A 20,569-nucleotide genomic window follows, 5' to 3' on the forward strand; every position below is an offset into this window, starting at 1 on the left:
CCTGGTTCGCTCCGTGGGGGCCCCCGGCGGGTGACGGCGGCCGGGGGCACGGTGCTGTCCGGGGGTCCTGCGCGGTGTCGTCGGAGGGTGCCGTCAGGGGGTGCAGGGGGGTGCTGTGGAGCCGCGGACGACGAGTTGGACGGGGATGTCGCCGGCTTGGGGGGTTCTGCCGTCGAGGACGGCGAGGAGGGCTTGCATGCCGCGTTCGCCGAAGAGTTCGGCGTCGAGGCGGACGGTGGTGAGTTCGGGGTCGATGGCGGTGGCGAGGGCGAGGTCGTCGACGCCGGTGACGGAGATGTCGTCGGGGACGCGCAGGCCGAGGCGGCGGATGGCCTTGTAGGCGCCGGCGGCGAGTTTGTCGTCGTCGCAGACGAGGGCGGTGGGGTGGGGGCCGGGGGTGTTCAGGGCCGTGGTCGTGGCTGCCACCGCGTCTTCGATGGAGATGGGTGCGCGGGTGGTGGTGATGGTGGTGCCGGGTACCGCGGTGATGCGTGTGGTGAGTTCGCGGGCGCGGACTTCGAAGGTCCAGGAGGGGATGTCGGCCGCGAGGTGGAGGAAGCGGCGGTGGCCGAGGGTGAGGAGGTGGTCGGCGATCTGGCGGGCGCCGTCGGCGATGTCGAGGTTGACGGTGGCGGCGCCGAGGCTGCCGTGGGGGTCGCTGTCGAGCATGACGAGGGGGAGGCGGTCGCCGCCGCGCAGGGCGGTGAGGGCGTCGGCGGCCATGGAGGAGGCGATGACGCCGTCGAGGGCGGTCTGGGCGGAGGCGAAGGGGTCGCGGGCGGGGCCGATGCCTTCGGGGGAGGGGTAGAGGACGAGGCCGAAGCCGTGGTCGGCGGCGATGCGGGCGGCTCCGGTGTAGACGCCGGCGAAGAATTCGGTGGTGAGTGCGGGGACGACGAGCAGGATGGTGCGGGTGTGGCCGAGGCGGAGGTTGCGGGCGGCGAGGTTGGGGCGGTAGCCGAGGTCGTGTGCGGCCTGGCGGACGCGTTCGGCGGTGGTTTCGGAGACGCGGCCGCGCCATTTGTCGCCGAGTACCAGGGAGACCGCGGCCTGGGAGACGCCGGCGGCCTGGGCGACGTCGCGGCTCGTGGGGCGTGTGCTTCCTGGTGTCACCGCTGGCCTGCTCTTTCGTCTGGACTGGTGAACAGCGCACATGGTACGTATGGGCGAGGGGGTTATACGTAACACGTCGAGGCGGCACATGTCCTCGGCACGGCGATGGAGGCAGGCGGATGGCCGCGGGTTACCTGGAGATCCTCAGGGCGAGGCATGCCGCCCGGCTGCTGGTGGGCACGCTGGTGGGCCGGTTGCCGAACGCGACGGCGGCCATCGCGATCGTGCTGTTCGTGCGGGCGCAGGGCGGTACGTACAGCCTGGCGGGGGTGCTGGCGGCGGTGTACGGGGTGGCGAACGCGGTGGGCCAGCCGGTGCTGGGGCGTCTGGTCGACCTGTACGGGCAGCCGCGGGTCCAGCTGCCCGCGGCGCTGGCCTCGGCCGTGGCGATGGCCGTGTTCGCGCTGGCGGGCACCGGCACGCTGCCGCTGGCGTATGCGGCGGTGGCGGCGGCCGGGCTGTTCACGCCGCCGCTGGAGGGCGGTCTGCGGGCGTTGTGGCCGGGGGTGCTGCGCGGGGAGGAGCGGGTGCACACGGCGTACGCGATGGACGCGGTGGCGCAGGAGGTGATGTTCACCGTGGGGCCGCTGCTGGTGACGGTGTGCGTGTCGCTGTGGTCGGCCGAGGCGGCGTTGCTGGTGCTGAACGCGGTGGGTGTGCTGGGGGCGCTGTCGGTCGTGGTGTCGGCGCCTTCGCGGGCGTGGCGTTCGGAGCCGCGGGAGGCGCACTGGCTGGGGGCGCTGAGGTCGCCGGGTCTGCTGGCGCTGCTGGGCGCGTTCTTCTTCGTGGGGATCGCGTTGGGGTCGATCACGGTCGCGTCGGTGCCGTATGCGGACGCGCACGGTGGTGACGTGGTGTACGGGTGGCTGATGGCGGCGATCGGGCTGGGTGCGCTGGTCGGTGGTGTGGTGTACGGGGCGCGGCGGTGGCCGGGGGTGCCGGAACGGCGGTTGCGGGTTCTGGTGGCGTTTCTGGCGGTGTGTTATCTGCCGTTGATGGCGATGCCGGGTGCGGTCGCGATGGTGGCGCTGGCGGCGCTCGCGGGGGTGTTCCTGGCGCCGGCGATCGCGTGTGCGTTCGTGATCGTGGATCGGCATGCGCCGCGGGGGACGGTCACCGAGGCGTTCTCCTGGCTTGTGACGACGTTCACGGTGGGTGCGTCGGTGGGGACGGGGGTGGCGGGGCCGGTGGTCCAGTCGGGTGGTGCGCTGTGGGGTTTCGCGGTTCCGGGGGTGGCGGGGGCGGTGTCGTTGCTGGTCCTGCTGGCCACGGGACGGGTCCTCGCAGTTCCTTCGGGGGGTGCGGTGGTTGCGGCGTCATCGGAAAATGATCCAAATCGTGCTGTCGAACCCCGTTTCAGCTCGGGGGATCGGGCGTAATGTTCAGTCATGGACCGCCGCATTTTCGGGCTGGAGAACGAGTACGGCGTCACGTGCACGTTCAGGGGACAGCGCCGCCTGTCGCCTGACGAGGTGGCGCGGTACCTCTTCCGCCGTGTCGTGTCATGGGGCCGCAGCAGCAATGTCTTTCTGCGAAACGGTGCCCGCCTGTATCTCGATGTCGGGTCACATCCGGAATACGCGACACCCGAGTGTGACAACGTGACCGAGCTGGTCACTCATGACAAAGCCGGCGAGCGCATTCTCGAGGGACTCCTGGTGGACGCGGAACGACGCCTGCACGAGGAAGGAATCGCGGGCGACGTCTACCTCTTCAAGAACAACACCGACTCGGCGGGCAACTCTTATGGTTGCCACGAGAACTATCTGGTGGCGCGGCACGGGGAATTCTCCCGGCTCGCGGACATCCTGATTCCGTTCCTGGTCACGCGCCAGTTGCTGTGTGGTGCGGGCAAGGTTCTGCAGACTCCGCGCGGGGCCGTGTACTGCGTGAGTCAGCGGGCGGAGCACATCTGGGAGGGCGTGTCGTCGGCGACGACGCGGTCCCGGCCGATCATCAACACGCGTGACGAGCCGCACGCGGACGCGGAGCGTTACCGTCGGCTGCATGTGATCGTGGGCGACTCGAACATGTCGGAGACGACGATGCTGCTCAAGGTCGGGGCGACCGATCTGGTGCTGCGGATGATCGAGGCGGGCACGGTGATGCGGGATCTGACGCTGGAGAACCCGATCCGGGCGATCCGTGAGGTCAGTCATGACATCACGGGGCGTCGGAAGGTGCGTCTGGCCAGTGGCCGGGAGGCGTCGGCGCTGGAGGTGCAGCGGGAGTACTACGAGAAGGCCGTGGACTTCTGTGAGCGCCGGGGCATCCGTACCGGCACGGTCGAGCAGGTCCTGGAGCTGTGGGGCCGTACGCTGGACGCGATCGAGGCGGAGGATCTGGACCGGATCGGTACCGAGATCGACTGGGTGATGAAGTACCAGTTGATCGAGCGGTACCGGGCGAAGCACAACATGACGATGTCGCATCCTCGGGTGGCGCAGATAGACCTTGCGTACCACGACATCCATCGTCGTCGTGGTCTGTACTACCTGCTGGAGAAGAAGGGTCAGGCCGCTCGTATCTGCAACGACCTGAAGATCTTCGAGGGCAAGTCGGTGCCTCCGCAGACCACCAGGGCGAGGCTGCGTGGTGACTTCATCCGCAGGGCCCAGGAGCAGCGCCGCGACTTCACGGTGGACTGGGTGCATCTGAAGCTGAACGACCAGGCGCAGCGCACGGTGTTGTGCAAGGACCCGTTCCGTTCGGTGGACGACCGGGTGGAGAAGCTGATCGCCGGGATGTGAGCGGGGCGGCCGGTCGCTGTGCCGGAACGCAACGCGGGCGCCGTACGTTTTCCGTACGGCGCCCTTTTGACGTCGTAGAGTTGCGCGCACGCCATCCGCAAGATCGACCGATTACGAGGCCTTCACCGTGCGCCGACGCTCTCTCATCCTTGCCGCAGTTCCCGCTGGACTGGTCACGATCGCCGGGTGTGGTGACGACAAGTCCGACAAGAGCAAGACGAGCGTCAGTGAGTCGCCGTCTGCGCAGGCTCCGTCGTCGGCGCCGCCGCCGAAGATCGTCGATGGTCCGCTGCCGGCGATCACGGCGGGGACGAAGTTCGGTGAGAAGCCGACGGTGGCCAAGGGGACGGGTGAGCCGTCGGACCAGCTGGCGGTGAAGACGGTGATCGCGGGCGGCGGTCAGACGGTCGCGGAGAACGACTACATCCAGGCGAACTACCTGGGGCAGATCTGGGACACGGCGAAGGTGTTCGACAACTCCTGGGACCGTAAGACGCCGTTGGTCATCCAGTTGGCGCAGGGCAGCATCATCGACGGCTGGCGGTATGCGCTGACGGGGAAGAAGGCGGGCAGCCGGGTGGAGTTCTCGGTGCCGCCGACCTGGGGTTACGGCAAGGGCGGTAACACGCAGGCGGGTATCAAGGGTACCGACACGCTGGTGTTCGTGGTCGATCTGCAGGAGACGTTCAACGCGAAGAGCTCCGCCAAGGGCAAGGCTGTGGCGCAGGACGACGCGAAGCTGCCGAAGGTGGGGACGAACACCGACGGCAGTGCGCCGTCCATCGAGGTGCCGAAGGTGGATCCACCGAAGGATCTGGTGGCGAACTACGTCCTGGAGGGTGACGGTGCCGCGGTGGGGGCGCAGGACAGCGTGCTGGTGCAGTACAAGGGTGTGCTGTGGGACAACGGCAAGGAGTTCGACTCGACGTACGGCCGCAAGTCGCTGACGTCGTTCGGTCTTTCGCAGGTCGTCAAGGGGTGGGCGCAGGGGCTGACGGGCAAGAAGGTGGGCAGCCGGGTGCTGATCGTGGTCCCGCCGTCCCTGGGCTACGGGGACAACCCGCCGCAGGGCAGTGGCATCGGCAAGGACTCCACGATGGTCTTCACGGTGGACATCCTCGCGAAGATGTGAGGCCGCGTGATGTAAGACTGTGATCGTTGCTTTATCGCAGACAAGCAGGAGCTAGAGACGTGAGCATCGAGAAGCCCGAGATCGACTTTCCGGAGGGCAACCCCCCGGCGGACCTCGAGATCAAGGACATCTGGGAGGGCGACGGTCCGGTGGCCGAGGCGGGGCAGACCGTCACGGTGCACTACGTGGGTGTGGCCTTCAGCACGGGTGAGGAGTTCGACGCGAGCTGGAACCGGGGCAACCCGTTCCGTTTCCCGCTCGGTGGCGGCCGGGTCATCAAGGGCTGGGACCAGGGCGTGCAGGGCATGAAGGTCGGTGGCCGTCGCCAGCTGACCATTCCCGCCCACCTCGCCTACGGCGACCAGAGCCCGACCCCGGCGATCCAGCCCGGTGAGACGCTGATCTTCGTGGTCGACCTGCTCGGAGTCTGATCGTCGAGAGATCGGACCCGATCACCTGGGGCCCATGCCTGTCGGGCATGGGCCCTCGGCTTTTGCCGTGGCACCCCTGGGCGGTACGGTCATCGGTCGGAAGCACCACAAGGAAGGCGAAGGGCATCGATGGCCATTGCCAAGGCCGAGCGACTGATGAACCTGGCGCTGTGTCTGCTGGGGACGCGACGGCCGCTCAGCAAGCGCGAGCTGCGTGAGTCCATCGAGGCCTATCTGGAGGCGGGGAGCGACGACTCCTTCAACCGCATGTTCGAGCGGGACAAGGACGACCTGCGCGAGCTGGGTCTGGTCATCGAGACGGTCGAGAACCTGGACGGCGAGGTCGGCTATCTGGCCCGCCGGGACAGCAACCGCCTGCCGCCCATCACCCTCGACGCCGAGGAGGCCGCCGCGCTCGGCCTGGCCGCCAAGGTCTGGCAGCAGGCCCGGCTGGCCGGCGCCGCCAGCGGAGCTCTGCAGAAGCTGCGCGCGGCCGGACTGCCCGAGGACGTCGATCCCTACGAGGCCCATGGCGCCCTGGAGCCGCGCATCCCGGTGCACGAGGCCGCCTTCGAGCCGCTGATGCTGGCCTGCCGCGACCGCCGTCCGGTCGTCTTCGACTACCGCAAGGCCACCGCCGCCCGCCCCGAGCCCCGGCAGGTCGAGCCGTGGGCCCTGGAGTGCTGGCGCGGCCACTGGTACCTGGCGGGCTGGGACCGCGACCGGGGGGCCGAGCGGGTGTTCCGGCTGTCCCGGATCACCGGCAAGGTGCGCAGCCGGGGCGGCCGCTTCACCGCCGAGGTCCCCGACGTGGTCACCGTGCGCGAGACCGTGGCGAGCTGGGCGGGGGAGACCGCCGACCGCAGCGCCCTGATCCGGCTGCGCCAGGGCGCCGGCTACCCCCTTCGGGCGAAGGCCACCGCGGTGCGGGAACTCGGCGGGGGATGGGACGAGTTGGAGATTCCGTACGGCCACGGGCTGGACGCGTGGCTGGTGGAGTTCGGGCCGGACGTGGTGGTCGTGGAGCCCGCGGAGCTGCGGGCCGACGTGCTGGAGCGGCTGCGCGCCGTGGCCAAGGGCTGAGGGGGAGCGAGCAACACAGTGGCAGGCAAACCGGTCAGGCCCACGAACGCCATCGACCAGACCCGGCGGATGCTGTCGTTGGTGACGTATCTGCGCGAGCGTCCGGGCGCCCGGATCGAGGACGTGGCGCGTGCCTTCGGCATCACCGAGGACGAGCTGGTCTCGGACCTCGACGTGCTGCCCATGTGCGGCACCAGCTTCCGCGGCGGCGACCTGCTCGACATCGACACCGACGGCGAGCGGATCTGGTGGCACAACCCGGCCGCGCTGGGGGCGGACGCGGCCGAGCCGCTGCGGCTGGCCGCGGACGAGGCGACGGCTCTGCTGGTGGCCGCCCGCGCCGTGTCGACCCTGCCGGGGCTGCGGGAGGGCGACCGGCAGGCGCTGCTGCGGGCGACCGCCAAGGTGGAGGCGGCGGCCGGCGAGGCGGCCGGGGCCAGCTCCCGGCTGTCGGTGACCTTCGAGTCCGAGGGCGGGGTCTTCGCCGACGTCGACCGGGCGATCTCCGAGCGGCGCCGGCTGTGGATCCGCTACTACTCGCCCGCGCGTGACGAGGTCACCGAGCGTGAGATCGATCCCATCCGGCTCGTCAGCGTGGGCCACACCTATGTCGAGGCCTGGTGTTACCGCTCGGAGGGCCGGCGGACCTTCCGGCTCGACCGGGTCGCCGAGATCCGGGTCCTCGACGAGCCGTCCGCGCCGCCCGAGGTCGAGCTCAGGGACCTGTCGGAGGGGCTGGTCCAGCCGGCCGCGGAGGATCCGGAGGTCGTCGTCGAGGTCGGTCCCGGCGGGCGCTGGGTCGCCGAGTACTACCCGCACGACAGTGCCGATGAACTTCCCGACGGCGGTCTGCGTATCACTCTGCGTACGCCCGACCCGGCCTCGCTCAGACGGCTGGCGCTGAGGCTCGGCCCGGACGGCCGGATCGTGTCGCCGCCGGAGCTGGCCGACAGCGCGCGCCGGGCGGCCCGCGAGGCGCTGGCGGCGTACGACGGGATCGAGGGGGCCGGCGGGTGAGCGGCGCGGGGGAGCGCGGGGAGCACGCCGGGCAGGGCGACAGGCGGGAGCGGAGTTCTTGAGCGAGTCGTTGAGGTCCGGAGTGCGGGGCATGTCGGTGGCGGCCGCGTTCGCGGGGATGAGAAGCGTGGGGCCGGTGGTCTTCCGGGCCGGCTGCCCGGACTGCCGGGGCCGCTTCGAGCTCGCCGCGAGCGCTCTGCGCCTGGCGATCGGTGCCAGCAGCCGCACCACCTTCTACTCCTTCACCTGCCCCGGCTGCGGTGTGTCCGTGCGCAAGCCGGCCGGCGAGCGGATCGTGGAGCTGCTGACCGGAGGCGGGGTCAGCACGCTGCGCCTGCACTCGGCCTAGGACCTGTCCGGCAGAGTCCTCGACACGCCCGGCGGGCGCCATGGGTGGGGCGGGCCGGGGGCGCGGCTGCGGCGGCCCGCGGGGGACCTACTAGGCTCGGCGCATGTTCTGGCCGATGTTCGCGGTAGCTGTGGGTTTCCTGGGTCTCGCCGTGCTGGGCGTGCTGGCCGTGCGGGTGTTCCTGGAGGCGCAGCGCCTCGGCCGTCAGGTCGCGGAATCGGCGCGCCGTATCAACAGGGCGGCCGAGGATCTGGAGAGGGCGGCCGCGAGCACCGCCCGCGCCGTGGACGCGCTGTGAGGGGCGCCGCGGGCTTGGTATGGGCCTGGTGTGAGTCCGTACCGGGCAGCGGTTTGGGGCACTTCGCCCTGTCGTCCCGGTCGCGGGGACAGGTACCCTGCTGATCGCGGTGCGGAGAACGAGGCCCACGCCGCAGACCGGGAGTACGCACGGGGATTGCTTCGCGTTCACCCCTGAGCGTTACGATCGCTGACACGCGATCGTTCGGATGTGTGTCCGACTGGTCGGCCAGCACGCCACAACCAGCCGCCTCGGTGAGAAGGTAAAGACTTATGTTCGGAAGGCTCGGAGCTCCCGAGATCATTCTCATCCTCGTCGTCATTATCCTGCTGTTCGGCGCGAAGAAGCTTCCGGACATGGCGCGTTCGCTCGGCAAGTCCGCGCGGATCCTCAAGAGCGAGGCCAAGGCGATGAAGGAAGAGGGCAACACCGCCCCGGCCCCGGCGCCTGCCACCGACGAGCAGCCCCCGGCGCAGCGCACCATCCAGGCCGCTCCCGGCGACGTGACCAGCTCCCGCCCGGTCGCCGAGCCGACGGACACCACCAAGCGCTGACGCGGGGCCGGTGATCCCCGGCCCGCCGTACGAGATGGGAACGTGGGTTGCTGAAGTCTGCCCGCAGTCAGGAGAAGGACCCGGAGGGGCGGATGCCTCTTGCGGAACACCTTCGCGAGCTCCGCAACCGGCTCGCGAAGGCGATGCTCGCCATCGTCGTCGTGACGATCGTCGCCGCCTTCTTCTACAACGAGATCATCAACTTCCTCACCAAGCCGATCCTCGACTCGGTCGGCTGCGGGAAGTCCTTCGAGGAACTGGCGGCCCAGACGGCGGACGGGCAGCAGTGCGCGCGGATCACGATCAACGGCCTCCTCGCCCCGTTCACGCTGGCCCTCCAGGTGTCCTTGATGGCCGGTGTGGTCTTCGCCTCACCGGTCTGGCTGTACCAGCTCTGGGCGTTCGTCGCGCCCGGCCTGCACCGTAACGAGAAGAAGTACGCCTACGGCTTCGTGTGCAGCGGTGTGCCGCTGTTCCTCGGCGGCGCGTACTTCGCCTACCGGGTGCTGCCGACCACGGCGCAGGTGCTGATGCAGTTCACGCCGCACGGCGTCGACAACCTGCTGCCGCTGGACGACCTGCTCCAGCTCGTCACGCGCATGGTCGTCGTCTTCGGGCTCTCCTTCGAGCTGCCGCTGCTGCTGATCATGCTCAACCTGACAGGTGTACTCACCGCCACCCGCATGCTCGGCTGGTGGCGCGGCATGATCATGGGCATCACGGTGTTCGCGGCCGTGGCCACGCCGAGCACCGACCCCATCTCCATGCTGGCGCTGGCCGGACCGATCTGGGTGCTGTACTTCGGAGCGGTCGTCTTCTCCCTGCTGAACGACCGGCGCAAGCGCCGCCGCCAGGCGCAGGGCCCCGGCGACGACGAGGCCTCCGAGCTGGACCTCACCCCCGAGGACATCGGCGAGGCCGAGGCAGTGGGCGCCGGGCGCCGGGTGCCGGAGCAGACGAGCACGGACCGGGTCAACGGCTACGACGACGTGACCTGAGGTCCCCTTCGGCTCCACCGCGCAGCGCGGCCGGGGCGCCCACCGGGCGCCGCCGGCCGCTTTGCGTCTTCGGGGTCCCGGCCGGGCCTCCCACCTCGGACGGCAGGCCGGTACCGGTGCCGTGAGCTGGGCGGATCCAAGGTTTCACGGACCTGGATCCGGATAATGATCGTCCTGTTGTCAGTGGCGCCCGGTACGCTCGAAAGCACGATGACAGAGGACCTCTCACCGGCCGAGCGGTACGCCGCCGCACGCACGCGTGCGGCCGAGCAGGCCACCGCGCTCGCCTCCTTCCGCGAGATGTACGACTTCGGCCTCGACCCGTTCCAGATAGAGGCCTGCCGGGCGCTGGAGGCGGGCAAGGGCGTACTGGTCGCCGCACCCACTGGCTCCGGCAAGACGATCGTGGGCGAGTTCGCCGTCCACCTCGCCCTGCAGCAGGGCAAGAAGTGCTTCTACACGACACCCATCAAGGCGCTGTCGAACCAGAAGTACGCCGACCTGTGCCGCCGCTACGGCGCGGACAAGGTCGGCCTGCTCACCGGCGACAACAGCGTCAACTCCGACGCCCCCGTGGTCGTGATGACCACCGAGGTGCTCAGGAACATGCTGTACGCCGGCTCGGGGACCCTGCGGGGCCTGGGATACGTGGTCATGGACGAGGTGCACTACCTCTCCGACCGCTTCCGCGGCGCGGTCTGGGAAGAGGTGATCATCCACCTGCCCGAGTCGGTCACCCTCGTCTCGCTGTCGGCGACCGTGTCCAACGCCGAGGAGTTCGGCGACTGGCTCGACACCGTCCGCGGCGACACCGAGGTGATCGTCTCCGAGCACCGGCCGGTCCCGCTGTTCCAGCACGTGCTCGCCGGCCGGCGGATGTACGACCTGTTCGAGGAGGGCGAGGGCCGCAAGCGGGCCGTCAACCCCGACCTCGCCCGGCTGGCCCGCACGGAGGCGAGCCGGCCCACCTACCAGGACCGCAGGCGCGGCCGGTCCATGCGCGAGGCCGACCGGGAGCGCGAGCGCAGACAGCGCTCGCGGATCTGGACGCCGAGCCGTCCCGAGGTCATCGAACGCCTCGACGCCGAAGGGCTGCTGCCCGCCATCACGTTCATCTTCAGCCGCGCGGCCTGCGAATCCGCCGTGCAGCAGTGCCTCTACGCGGGCCTGCGGCTCAACGACGACGAGGCGCGGGTCAAGGTGCGCCGGATCGTGGAGGAGCGCACCGCCTCCATCCCCTCCGAGGACCTGCATGTCCTGGGCTACTACGAGTGGCTGGAGGGCCTGGAGCGGGGCATCGCCGCCCACCACGCGGGCATGCTGCCGACGTTCAAGGAGGTCGTCGAGGAGCTCTTCGTCCACGGCCTGGTCAAGGCCGTGTTCGCCACCGAGACCCTCGCCCTCGGCATCAACATGCCCGCCCGCTCGGTGGTGCTGGAGAAGCTCGTCAAGTGGAACGGCGAGCAGCACGCCGACATCACCCCCGGCGAGTACACCCAGCTGACCGGCCGGGCCGGCCGGCGCGGCATCGACGTCGAGGGCCACGCGGTGGTGCTGTGGCAGCGTGCCATGAACCCCGACCACCTGGCCGGCCTGGCCGGCACCCGTACGTATCCGCTGCGCTCCAGCTTCAAGCCGTCGTACAACATGGCGGTCAACCTGGTCGAGCAGTTCGGCCGGCACCGCTCGCGCGAGCTGCTGGAGACGTCCTTCGCCCAGTTCCAGGCCGACAAGTCGGTCGTCGGGATCTCCCGGCAGGTGCAGCGCAACGAGGAGGGACTGGAGGGCTACAAGGCCTCCATGACCTGCCACCTCGGCGACTTCGAGGAGTACGCGGGGCTGCGCCGCGAACTCAAGGACCGCGAGACCGAGCTGGCCCGCCAGGGGGCGAACCAGCGGCGCGCCGAGGCCGCCGTGGCCCTGGAGAAGCTCAAGCCGGGTGACGTCATCCACGTGCCCACCGGCAAGTACGCCGGTCTGGCCCTGGTCCTGGACCCCGGGCTGCCGGCCGGGCGGTCCAACGGCCACCGGGGCTTCGAGCAGCACGACGGGCCGCGCCCCCTGGTGCTGACCGCCGAACGGCAGGTCAAGCGGTTGGCGTCGATGGACTTCCCGGTGCCCGTCGAGGCGCTGGAGCGGATGCGGATCCCGAAGTCCTTCAACCCGCGTTCCCCGCAGTCCCGCCGGGACCTCGCCTCCGCGCTGCGCACCAAGGCCGGGCACATTCCGCCGGAGCGGGCGCGCAAGCAGCGTTCGCAGGCCGCCGACGACAGGGAGATCGCCCGGCTGCGCACCGCACTGCGCGCCCACCCCTGCCACGGCTGCGACGAGCGGGAGGACCACGCCCGCTGGGCCGAGCGCTACCACCGGCTGATGCGCGACACCTCGCAGCTGGAGCGCCGTATCGAGGGCCGCACGAACACCATCGCCCGCACCTTCGACCGCATCGTCGCGCTCCTGACCGAGCTGGACTACCTGCGCGGCAACGAGGTGACCGAGCACGGCAAGCGGCTCGCCCGGCTCTACGGCGAACTCGACCTGCTGGCCAGCGAATGCCTGCGGGCCGGTGTCTGGGAGGGGCTCGCCCCGGCCGAACTCGCCGCGTGCGTCTCGGCGCTGGTGTACGAGGCGCGGGCCGCCGACGACGCGATGGCGCCGAAGGTGCCCTCGGGCAAGGCCAAGGCCGCGCTCGGCGAGATGGTCCGCATCTGGGGCCGGCTGGACGCGCTGGAGGAGGACTTCCGGATCAACCAGACCGAGGGCGTCGGCCAGCGCGAGCCCGACCTCGGCTTCGCCTGGGCCGCGTACATGTGGGCGTCCGGGAAGGGCCTGGACGAGGTGCTGCGCGAGGCGGAGATGCCGGCCGGCGACTTCGTGCGCTGGTGCAAGCAGGTCATCGACGTGCTCGGGCAGATCGCGGCGGCCCCGCAGCCGGAGGGTTCCACCGTGGCGAAGAACGCCCGCAAGGCGGTCGACCTGCTGCTGCGGGGCGTGGTCGCCTACTCGTCGGTCGGATAGCCGTACGGCTGAACGGGTGCGGGGGGTGACCCGCCGCACCCGGGCGGCCCCTTCAGGGGGCTTGCCGTCCGGCGTCCAGATACGTCCGCCAGCCGCCGTACGACGTGATGTCCTCGGAGTCGGAGAGCGCGCCCGGCTCGCACAGGAAGCCGGGCACCCGGCTGCCGTCCGCCAGTTCCACGCTGCCCAGGGCCATCGGGCGCGGAAGGGCGGCCAGCAGCAGGCCGAGGCCCTCCGCCGGCAGGCTCCAGATCTCCGTCTCGATCCCGGCACCCCCCTCGCCCACGTGGACGAGCCCCGGCTTGGGCGGATCGGTCCGCAGGGCGTGCAGCCGGTAGAGCGGCGCCGTCGTGGTCGTACGCTCGAGCCGGGCGCCCAGCGCCAGGAGCTGCGGGTTGAGGGGCTGACCGGACAGGTGCGCCCCGACCACCGCCAGCCGCGCCGGGGGCCTGAGCAGTGCGGCGATCCGGACCAGCCGCTCGTCCGTGTGCGCCGGGCCCACCAGCATCATGCCGAACGGCAGACCGTTCACCTCCCCGGCCGGGACGGCGACCGCGGCCAGGTCGAACAGGTTGGTGGAGTTGGTGAAGCGGCCGAGGCGGGCGTTCGCGCCCAGCGGGTCGGCGGCCACCTCGGCGAGGGTGGGATGCCCCGGTGCGGTGGGCAGCAGCAGGGCGTCCGCGTCGGCGAGCTCCGCCAGCGCCCGGCTGCGCAGGGCGGCCAGGCGGTCCTGGTCGGCGTAGAGCCGGTGCGCCGGGATGTCCCGGGCCCGGGTGATGATGCCGGCCACGGTGGGGTCGAGGCCCTCACCGCCCTCGGCGAGCAACTTGTCGACAAAGCTGCCGACCGCGGTGTACCGCTCGGCGACGAACGCGCCGTCGTAGAGCATCGTGGCTGCCTCCGTGAACGGGGCGAGGTCGATCGTCCGTACGTCGGCACCGGCCGCGGCGACCCGGGTGACGGCCGCCGCGCAGGCGTCGGCCCAGCCCGGGTCGAGCTCGCCGAGCTGCTCCGGTGCCGGGACCGCGACCCGCCACGGGCCGGGGGCGCGCGCGGGGACCGGCCGGCCGGGCGGCACCGCCATGTGGGCCAGCGCCTCCTCGGCCTCCGGGAGCGTCCGGGCGAACACCGTCACGCAGTCGATCGACGCGCAGGCCGGGACCACGCCCGCGGTGGGGACCAGCCCGCGGGTCGGCTTCAGGCCGACGATGCCGTTGAAGGCGGCCGGTACCCGGCCCGAGCCCGCGGTGTCCGTGCCCAGGGCGAGATCGGCGATCCCGAGGGCCACCGCGACGGCCGAGCCGGAGCTGGAGCCGCCGCTGATCCGGTCCGGGGCGTGCGCGTTGCGGACGGCGCCGTAGGGGGAGCGGGTGCCGACCAGGCCGGTCGCGAACTGGTCCAGGTTCGTGGTGCCCAGGACCAGCGCGCCGGCCGCGCGCAGCCGGGCCACGACGGGGGCGTCGGCCTGCGGCGGGTAGGCGTACCCGGGGCAGCCGGCCGTGGTGGGCAGACCGGCCACGTCGATGTTGCCCTTCACCGCCAGCAGGCGCCCGGCGAGCGGGAGCCGCTCACCCGCGGCCACCCGCGCGTCGATCGCCTCGGCCTCGGCCTCCACCTCGGCGAGCGGCCGTAGACCGATCCAGATCTCCGGGCGGTCGACGGCCTCGATGCGCCGGTGGGCGGCCCGGACTCGGGACAGGACGGAGGGCATGGGTGCTCCTTCGATCTCGGGGCGGCCCGGGCGGTGGACGGGCCGCCGGGCGGGTCGGTCGGGGCCGGACGGCCGGGCCCGGAGGGTGCGGGCGGGGCGGGTGCGTGCGGAAGGGTCAGGGCCGGTCGGCCGGGGCCAGGACGAGCAGCGCCGTGCCCGCCTCCACCTGGTCGCCGGGCCTGGCCAGGATCTCGGCGACCACGCCGGCGGCCGGCGCGTGCACCCTGGACTCCATCTTCATCGCCTCCAGTGCGAGCAGCGGCGCTCCCGCGGCCACCTCGTCGCCCGGCGAGACGTTCACCTGCCAGACGGAGGCCGCGAACTCCGCCTCGATCAGCCGGCCGCCGGGCGGGACCGTCACCGCGGCCGGGGGAGGGGCGGGCGCGGCGGCCGCCTCCGCCCGGGTGAACTCGCCCGCCGCCGCCCAGACTTCCCGTTCGGCGGCGAACGCCGACTGCTGGCGTCCCTTGAACTCGCTTATGGAGTCGGCGTGTTCGGCGAGGAAGTCCTGATAGCCGGCGAGGGAGAAGGTGCCTTCCTCGATCCGGGGCACGAAGCGTCCGGAGGTGATGTCGGCGCGCAGCTCCAGCAGTTCGTCCGCGTCCACCGCGTACCACTTGATCCGGTCGAAGAAGCGCAGCAGCCAGGGCGAGCCCGGCTCGAAGGCGCCGCGCTGCTGCCAGGGCGACCACACCTGGGTCGTACGGCCCACGAACTGGTAGCCGCCGGGCCCCTCCATGCCGTAGACGCACAGGTAGGCCCCGCCGATGCCGACCGAGTTCTCGGCCGTCCAGGTGCGGGCCGGGTTGTACTTCGTCGTCACCAGGCGGTGGCGCGGGTCCAGCGGCGTGGCCACCGGCGCGCCCAGGTACACATCGCCCAGGCCCAGGACCAGGTACTCCGCGTCGAAGACCGTGCGGTACACGTCCGCGACCGACTCCAGGCCGTTGACGCGGCGGATGAACTCGATGTTCCACGGGCACCAGGGCGCGTCGTCGCGCACGCCCGCCATGTAGCGGGCGATCGCCTCCCGGGTGGCCGGGTCGTCCCAGGACAGCGGGAGGTGGACGGTGCGCGAGGGGACCACGAGCCGGTCGGTGGGCGGCAGCGCGGCGACCGTCTCCCGTACGCGGGCGAGGAGTTCGGGCAGCGCCAGGCGCCGGGGATCGGTGTGGATCTGGAGCGAGCGGATGCCGGGGGTGAGGTCGACGATCCCGTCCGGCCCGGCCTGGGCCACCGCCTCCATCAGCGCGTGGACGCGCATGCGCAGCGCCAGGTCCAGCTGCATCGGGCCGAACTCGACCAGCAGGTTGTCGTCGCCGCTGCGCCGGTAGGTCACGTCGCCGTCCCGGGCCAGGATCCCGCCGTCGGTGATCTCGGCGCGCGGCGAGCCGTCGACGTCCACGGGCACGAAGCGCACGGTGTCGCCGGGCCGCAGTTGGCCCAGCTTCCACCGCTCGCCGCTCAGCACGGTCGCCGGGCACACGAACCCGCCCAGCGAGGGTCCGTCCGGGCCGAGCAGCACCGGCATGTCGCCGGTGTAGTCGACGGCGCCGACGGAGTACGGGGTGTCGTGGATGTTGGACGGGTGCAGGCCCGCCTCGCCGCCGTCGGTACGGGCCCAGCGGGGCTTGGGCCCGACCAGGCGCACTCCGGTGCGCGCCGAGTTGAAGTGGACCTTCCAGTCGGCGGCGTAGAAGGCGCGGATGTCGTCGGGGGTGAAGAACTCCGGTGCCGCGTGCGGGCCTTCGGCCGCGCCCAGGTGCCAGACCGCGCCGTGGGCGGGCCGGTCGGCGAGGGGCACGGGGGTGCCCTCGGCGAGAGTGCCGCCGTGCAGCACGTCGCCGGTGCGCAGGGCCCGCCCGCCGTGCCCGCCGAAGCGGCCGAGGGTGAAGGTGCTCGCGCTGCCGAGGAAGGCGGGCACGTCCAGGCCGCCGCCCGCGACCAGGACGTAGGTGCGCAGGCCGTGCTCGGCGGGTGCCCCGACCGCGAGGACGCCGCCCGCCGGCACGGTCACCGGCTCCCACTGGGCGACGGGGGCGCCGTCGACGGTGACCGGCGCGGCGGCACCGGTCACGCACACGGTCGTGGCGTGGCTGAACCGCAGCGTCGGGCCCTGGAGGGTGCATTCCAGGCCGGGCGCGCCCTCGGGGTTGTGCAGCGCGCGGTTGCCGAGCCGGAAGGACAGGTCGTCCATCGGGCCGCAGGGCGGTACGCCGACCTGCCAGTGGCCGGTGCGGCCCGGCCAGTCCTGGACGGTGGTCAGGGTGCCGCCGGAGACGACCTCGACGCGCGGGGTCGGATCGGTGACCCGGGCGAGGGTGGCGGTGGAGTGGGCCGCGGCCCGGAAGTCCCGGTCCGCCAGCGCGGCGCGCACCAGGCCCAGGTTGGTCTCGATGCCGTCGACCCGGGTGCGGGTGAGGGCCTCGTCGAGCCGCCGCAGCGCGTGTTCCCGGTCGGGGCCGTAGGCGATGACCTTGGCGAGCATCGGGTCGTACGACGTCGTCACCTCGGTGCCGGTCTCCACCCAGCCGTCGACGCGCACCCCGGACGGGAACTCCACGCGGGTCAACAGGCCTGCGCTGGGCCGGTGTTCGCGGGAGGGGTCCTCGGCGTAGAGGCGGGCCTCGACGGCGTGGCCGCGCGGGGTGCCGGGGTCGCGCACGACGTCGCGTTCGCCGCGGGCCAGCCGCAGCATCCAGGCGACCAGGTCGACGCCGTACACCTCCTCGGTGACCGGGTGTTCCACCTGGAGGCGGGTGTTGACCTCCAGGAAGTACGCCTCCTCGCGGGCCGCGTCGTAGACGAACTCGACGGTTCCGGCGGAGCGGTAGTCCACGGATGCGCACAACATGCTTGCGGAGGCGGCGAGTTGTCTGCGGACCTCGTCGGGGAGTCCGGGGGCGGGCGCCTCCTCCAGGACCTTCTGGTTGCGGCGTTGCAGGGAGCAGTCGCGGTCGCCGAAGGTGACCACCCGGCCCGCGCCGTCGCCGAAGACCTGGACCTCGACATGGCGGGCGCGTTCGACGAGCCGTTCCAGGAAGACCCCGGCCGAGGAGAAGGAGGCGGCGGCCACGCGCTGGACGCGGTCCCAGGCCTCGGTGAGTTCGGCGGCGGAGCGGCAGGCGGACATGCCGATGCCGCCGCCGCCACCGGTGGCCTTGAGCATCACGGGGTAGCCGATGCGCTCGGCGGCCGCCACCGCCTCCTCGGCGGATGCCAGCAGTCCGGTGCCGGGGGCCAGGGCCACCCCGGCCCGCTCGGCCGCCGCCCGCGCGGTGTGCTTGGCGCCGAACAGGTCGAGCTGGTCCGGGGTCGGGCCGACGAAGACGATGCCGGCGTCCTCGCAGCGGCGCGCGAAGGCGGCGTCCTCCGAGAGGAAGCCGTAGCCGGGGTGGATGGCGCCGGCGCCGGTGTCCTTGGCGGCCTTCAGCACCAGGTCGGCGTCGAGGTAGGACTCCTTGGCGGGGGCCGGGCCGAGCCGTACCGCCTCGTCGGCGAGCCGGACGTGCGGGGCGCCGCGGTCGGGGTCGGAGTACACGGCGACGGTGCGCAGTCCGAGGTCGCGGGCGGTGCGGATGATCCGTACGGCGATCTCGCCCCGGTTGGCGACCAGCAGGGTGTCGAAGGTCATGCGTGCGCTCCGGTGATCGTCATCTCCACGGCGGTCGGTTCGAAGCCGTTGCAGGGGTTGTTGATCTGGGGGCAGTTGGAGACGAGGACCAGGACGTCGCGTTCGGCGCGCAGGGTGAGGGCCAGGCCCGGGGCGGAGCGGCCGTCGACGATGCCGAGGGTGCCGTCCTGTTCGACGGGCACGTTCATGTACCAGTTGACGTTGGAGACGAGGTCGCGTTTGCCGAGGCCGTGCCGGGCTCCCTCGGCGAGGAAGTTGTCCACGCAGGCGTGCTGCGACCAGGTGTGGTGGCCGTAGCGCAGGGTGTTGGACTCCTTGGAGCAGGCCCCGCCGATCGTGTCGTGCCGGCCGACGTCGTCGGCGAGCACGGTCATCAGCGGGGTGTGCTCGTTGGACAGCAGCACGCTGCCCGTGGTGAGGAAGACGTTGCCCTGGGCGTGGATCGTGTCGGGCGCGCTGTAGCGCACGGACGTGTCGTGGGCGTCGTAGACGAGGAAGTCGACGGCCTGGTTGCCGTGCAGGTCGGTGATGGTGAGCGTGTCACCGGCGCGCACGACGGAACTCCAGGCCGCACGGGCCGGGACCACGGTCTTGGTGTTCATGCGAGCCCCTTCGCGGCGAGGAATCCGGTGGTGTTCAGGAAGGCGCGGCGGCCCTCGGGGGTGGCGTCCCACAGCGGGGCGCCGGGACCGGTCGGCGCCGCGCGCCAGGCGAGCACCTCCAGCGGGGTGCTGAGGTAGTCCGGGCGGGGGTCGGCCGGGTGCGGCACGTTGGCGATCAGCACGGTCACGTCCTGCTCGGCGCGCAGGGTGACACTGCCGCCGGGGCCCGCGGAGCCGGTGAAGCCGAGGGTGCCGTCCGGGCCGACCCGTACGCCCTGGAAGAAGGAGAGGGACGGCGGCAGGTCGCGGGGGGCCAGGCCGTTCTTGGCGGCGGCGAGCTTGAACAGTTCACGCCCGGCCGGGGAGGCGGACTGCGCGGTGCCGTCGCCGTAACGCGCTGTGTTGCGTACGAGGGTGGAGGTGCCGCACAGGGTGTCGTGCCGGCCGGAGGCGTCGGCGACGACGGAGGCGAGGACCCGGCCCTGGTCGGAGAGGAGCAACTGCCCCTCGCCCAGGTAGGCGTTCCACTGGACCTTGACCGTGTCGGCGACGTTGAGGCGCTCCCAGGGGCGGTCGGCGGCGAACAGCAGCAGATGCGCGCAGGCGTCGCCGCGCACGTCGGTCAGGCGCAGTTCGGTGCCGCGGGCGAGGACCCGGTGGGTGTAGTTGCCGCCGGCCACGGTCTCGGCCCACACCAGCAGGCCCGCCTCGCAGGGCGGGGCCGGCCAGTCCCCGGCCGGTACGACGGGCATGGCGTCGGCGTGTCCGCCCGCCTGGGCGCGCGCATGGGCGCGGGCTTGGTGTGTGGTCGCTGTCGCCATCGCGGGACCTCCGGCTCGGGTTCGCTCGTGCGGCTGGTCTTCGGTGTTCACTCGTGCCGGTGCCGATGCGCACGGCCGAGTTTCTGTCGCCCGACAGAAATTAGGTGCGGGCCGCGTCACCGGCATTGCCCGCGCGTTGCCGGGCGGTTACCGAGCCCTCACGGAGATCGGCGGCCGGGGGGTGTGTGCGAGGATCGAACGCATGGGGACGAGTAGCGGGCGCAGGGTCGGCCGGCCGCGGGCCGCGCAGCGGCCGGACAGCGGTCTGGAACCGCGCGCCGAACTGCTCGCCGCCGCCGCGGAGTTGTTCACCACGCAGGGCTATGCGGCCACGACGACACGGGCCGTGGCCGAACGGGCGGGGATGCGGCAGGCGTCCATGTACCACTACGTCTCCGGCAAGGAGGAACTCCTCGCCGCGCTGCTGGAGTCCACCGTCACGCCGTCCCTGGCCTACGCCCGTGAGCTGCTCGCCGACGACGCGGCCCCGGCCGAGGGGCGGCTGTGGCGGCTGTGCCGGACCGACGTGGAGCTGCTGTGCGGCGGGCCGCACAACCTGGGCGGCCTCTATCTGCTGCCCGAGGTGCGCACCGAGCGGTTCGCGGGCTTCCATGCCGTGCGCGCCGAACTCAAGGACGCCTACCGGCAGTTGCTCGCCGCGACCGGTGCGGGCGGCGTGCTCGCCAAGGGCGAGCTGGAACTGCGTACGGATCTGGTGTTCGGGCTGATCGAGGGCGTCATCCTGGTGCACCGCTCCGACCCCGAGCGGCCGGTGTCGGTGTTCGCCGAGGCCACGGCGGACGCGGCGCTGCGGATCGCGGGGGTCTGACCCGGCCGTCGCCTCTCACCCCGTTCGGCAGGGGTCTCGCACACCCGACGTCGGTCACGCAGCGTGTTCGAACGAGGGCTCGGCGTGTAAATGGGGCTGAGCGTACTCCTGTTGCGCGGGCGATTTCAGATGCTTGCCGAATATGACACTGCGTTGATCCGGTCGGACTAAGCTCGCCCGCAGCGCACCGGGTTGGTATGTATTCGTGCGTTTGTTCCTAATTGGTGGA

General features: G+C 71.8%; 17 protein-coding genes. 12 read left to right on the forward strand and 5 right to left on the reverse strand.

Going from position 1 to position 20,569, the window contains the following annotated elements; all coding sequences use genetic code 11:
• Nucleotides 1-93 precede the first annotated feature (93 nt).
• The gene (locus ABT085_RS17185) at nucleotides 94-1,113 is read right to left on the reverse strand and encodes a LacI family DNA-binding transcriptional regulator (RefSeq protein ID WP_351607756.1); all 1,020 of its coding nucleotides are present in this window, start codon (nucleotides 1,111-1,113) and stop codon (nucleotides 94-96) included.
• 119 nt (nucleotides 1,114-1,232) lie between these two features.
• On the opposite strand from ABT085_RS17185, the gene ABT085_RS17190 reads away from it, so the two are divergent.
• The 11 genes from ABT085_RS17190 to ABT085_RS17240 all read left to right on the forward strand — a co-directional run bounded on the left by ABT085_RS17190 (nucleotide 1,233) and on the right by ABT085_RS17240 (nucleotide 12,743).
• Nucleotides 1,233-2,492, forward strand: a complete 1,260-nt coding sequence (locus tag ABT085_RS17190) for an MFS transporter (protein WP_351607759.1) — start codon at nucleotides 1,233-1,235, stop codon at nucleotides 2,490-2,492.
• Nucleotides 2,493-2,501: 9 nt separating this feature from the next.
• Nucleotides 2,502-3,863 carry a Pup--protein ligase gene (pafA, locus tag ABT085_RS17195; RefSeq protein WP_067429457.1) on the forward strand — a complete coding sequence of 454 codons (1,362 nt, stop codon included), beginning with the start codon at nucleotides 2,502-2,504 and terminating at the stop codon, nucleotides 3,861-3,863.
• Between the two features lie 127 nt (nucleotides 3,864-3,990).
• On the forward strand, nucleotides 3,991-4,995 hold the full coding sequence (locus tag ABT085_RS17200; protein WP_351607763.1) for an FKBP-type peptidyl-prolyl cis-trans isomerase: 1,005 nt from the start codon (nucleotides 3,991-3,993) through the stop codon (nucleotides 4,993-4,995).
• Nucleotides 4,996-5,054: 59 nt separating this feature from the next.
• Nucleotides 5,055-5,426, forward strand: a complete 372-nt coding sequence (locus ABT085_RS17205) for an FKBP-type peptidyl-prolyl cis-trans isomerase (protein ID WP_351607766.1) — start codon at nucleotides 5,055-5,057, stop codon at nucleotides 5,424-5,426.
• 129 nt (nucleotides 5,427-5,555) lie between these two features.
• Nucleotides 5,556-6,509, forward strand: coding sequence for a helix-turn-helix transcriptional regulator (locus tag ABT085_RS17210; RefSeq protein WP_351607768.1), 954 nt, complete (start codon nucleotides 5,556-5,558; stop codon nucleotides 6,507-6,509).
• Nucleotides 6,510-6,527: 18 nt separating this feature from the next.
• The gene (locus ABT085_RS17215) at nucleotides 6,528-7,526 is read left to right on the forward strand and encodes a helix-turn-helix transcriptional regulator (RefSeq protein ID WP_351607771.1); all 999 of its coding nucleotides are present in this window, start codon (nucleotides 6,528-6,530) and stop codon (nucleotides 7,524-7,526) included.
• Between the two features lie 58 nt (nucleotides 7,527-7,584).
• Nucleotides 7,585-7,875 (forward strand): hypothetical protein, encoded by a 291-nt coding sequence (locus ABT085_RS17220; RefSeq protein WP_152895484.1) that lies wholly within the window; start codon nucleotides 7,585-7,587, stop codon nucleotides 7,873-7,875.
• 103 nt (nucleotides 7,876-7,978) lie between these two features.
• Complete coding sequence (locus ABT085_RS17225; RefSeq protein ID WP_351607775.1) at nucleotides 7,979-8,173, forward strand: hypothetical protein; 195 nt, start codon at nucleotides 7,979-7,981, stop codon at nucleotides 8,171-8,173.
• A gap of 272 nt (nucleotides 8,174-8,445) precedes the next feature.
• Nucleotides 8,446-8,727 carry a Sec-independent protein translocase subunit TatA gene (gene tatA, locus ABT085_RS17230; protein WP_351607778.1) on the forward strand — a complete coding sequence of 94 codons (282 nt, stop codon included), beginning with the start codon at nucleotides 8,446-8,448 and terminating at the stop codon, nucleotides 8,725-8,727.
• A 47-nt stretch (nucleotides 8,728-8,774) separates the two neighbouring features.
• Entirely contained in the window at nucleotides 8,775-9,725 is a 951-nt protein-coding gene (gene tatC, locus ABT085_RS17235) for a twin-arginine translocase subunit TatC (RefSeq protein WP_351607781.1), read from the forward strand.
• A 165-nt stretch (nucleotides 9,726-9,890) separates the two neighbouring features.
• The gene (locus tag ABT085_RS17240) at nucleotides 9,891-12,743 is read left to right on the forward strand and encodes a DEAD/DEAH box helicase (protein WP_351607784.1); all 2,853 of its coding nucleotides are present in this window, start codon (nucleotides 9,891-9,893) and stop codon (nucleotides 12,741-12,743) included.
• A 52-nt stretch (nucleotides 12,744-12,795) separates the two neighbouring features.
• Here the strand turns inward: ABT085_RS17240 and atzF are convergent, their stop codons facing one another.
• The 4 genes from atzF to ABT085_RS17260 all read right to left on the reverse strand — a co-directional run bounded on the left by atzF (nucleotide 12,796) and on the right by ABT085_RS17260 (nucleotide 19,511).
• Nucleotides 12,796-14,454 carry an allophanate hydrolase gene (gene atzF, locus ABT085_RS17245; RefSeq protein WP_351607786.1) on the reverse strand — a complete coding sequence of 553 codons (1,659 nt, stop codon included), beginning with the start codon at nucleotides 14,452-14,454 and terminating at the stop codon, nucleotides 12,796-12,798.
• 115 nt (nucleotides 14,455-14,569) lie between these two features.
• Entirely contained in the window at nucleotides 14,570-18,088 is a 3,519-nt protein-coding gene (locus ABT085_RS17250) for a 5-oxoprolinase/urea amidolyase family protein (protein WP_351607789.1), read from the reverse strand.
• Complete coding sequence (locus tag ABT085_RS17255; protein ID WP_351607792.1) at nucleotides 18,085-18,690, reverse strand: urea amidolyase associated protein UAAP2; 606 nt, start codon at nucleotides 18,688-18,690, stop codon at nucleotides 18,085-18,087. Before ABT085_RS17255 ends, ABT085_RS17250 begins: the two co-directional genes overlap by 4 nt.
• Nucleotides 18,687-19,511, reverse strand: coding sequence for an urea amidolyase associated protein UAAP1 (locus ABT085_RS17260; RefSeq protein ID WP_351607795.1), 825 nt, complete (start codon nucleotides 19,509-19,511; stop codon nucleotides 18,687-18,689). The genes ABT085_RS17255 and ABT085_RS17260 overlap by 4 nt, the downstream gene beginning before the upstream one ends.
• Nucleotides 19,512-19,713: 202 nt before the next feature.
• Between ABT085_RS17260 and ABT085_RS17265 the strand changes: the two genes are divergently transcribed.
• Nucleotides 19,714-20,340, forward strand: a complete 627-nt coding sequence (locus ABT085_RS17265; RefSeq protein WP_351607798.1) for a TetR/AcrR family transcriptional regulator — start codon at nucleotides 19,714-19,716, stop codon at nucleotides 20,338-20,340.
• The last annotated feature ends 229 nt before the right edge of the window (nucleotides 20,341-20,569 follow it).

The organism is Streptomyces sp. NPDC002265 (genome assembly GCF_040296125.1).
GTDB lineage: Bacteria > Actinomycetota > Actinomycetes > Streptomycetales > Streptomycetaceae > Streptomyces.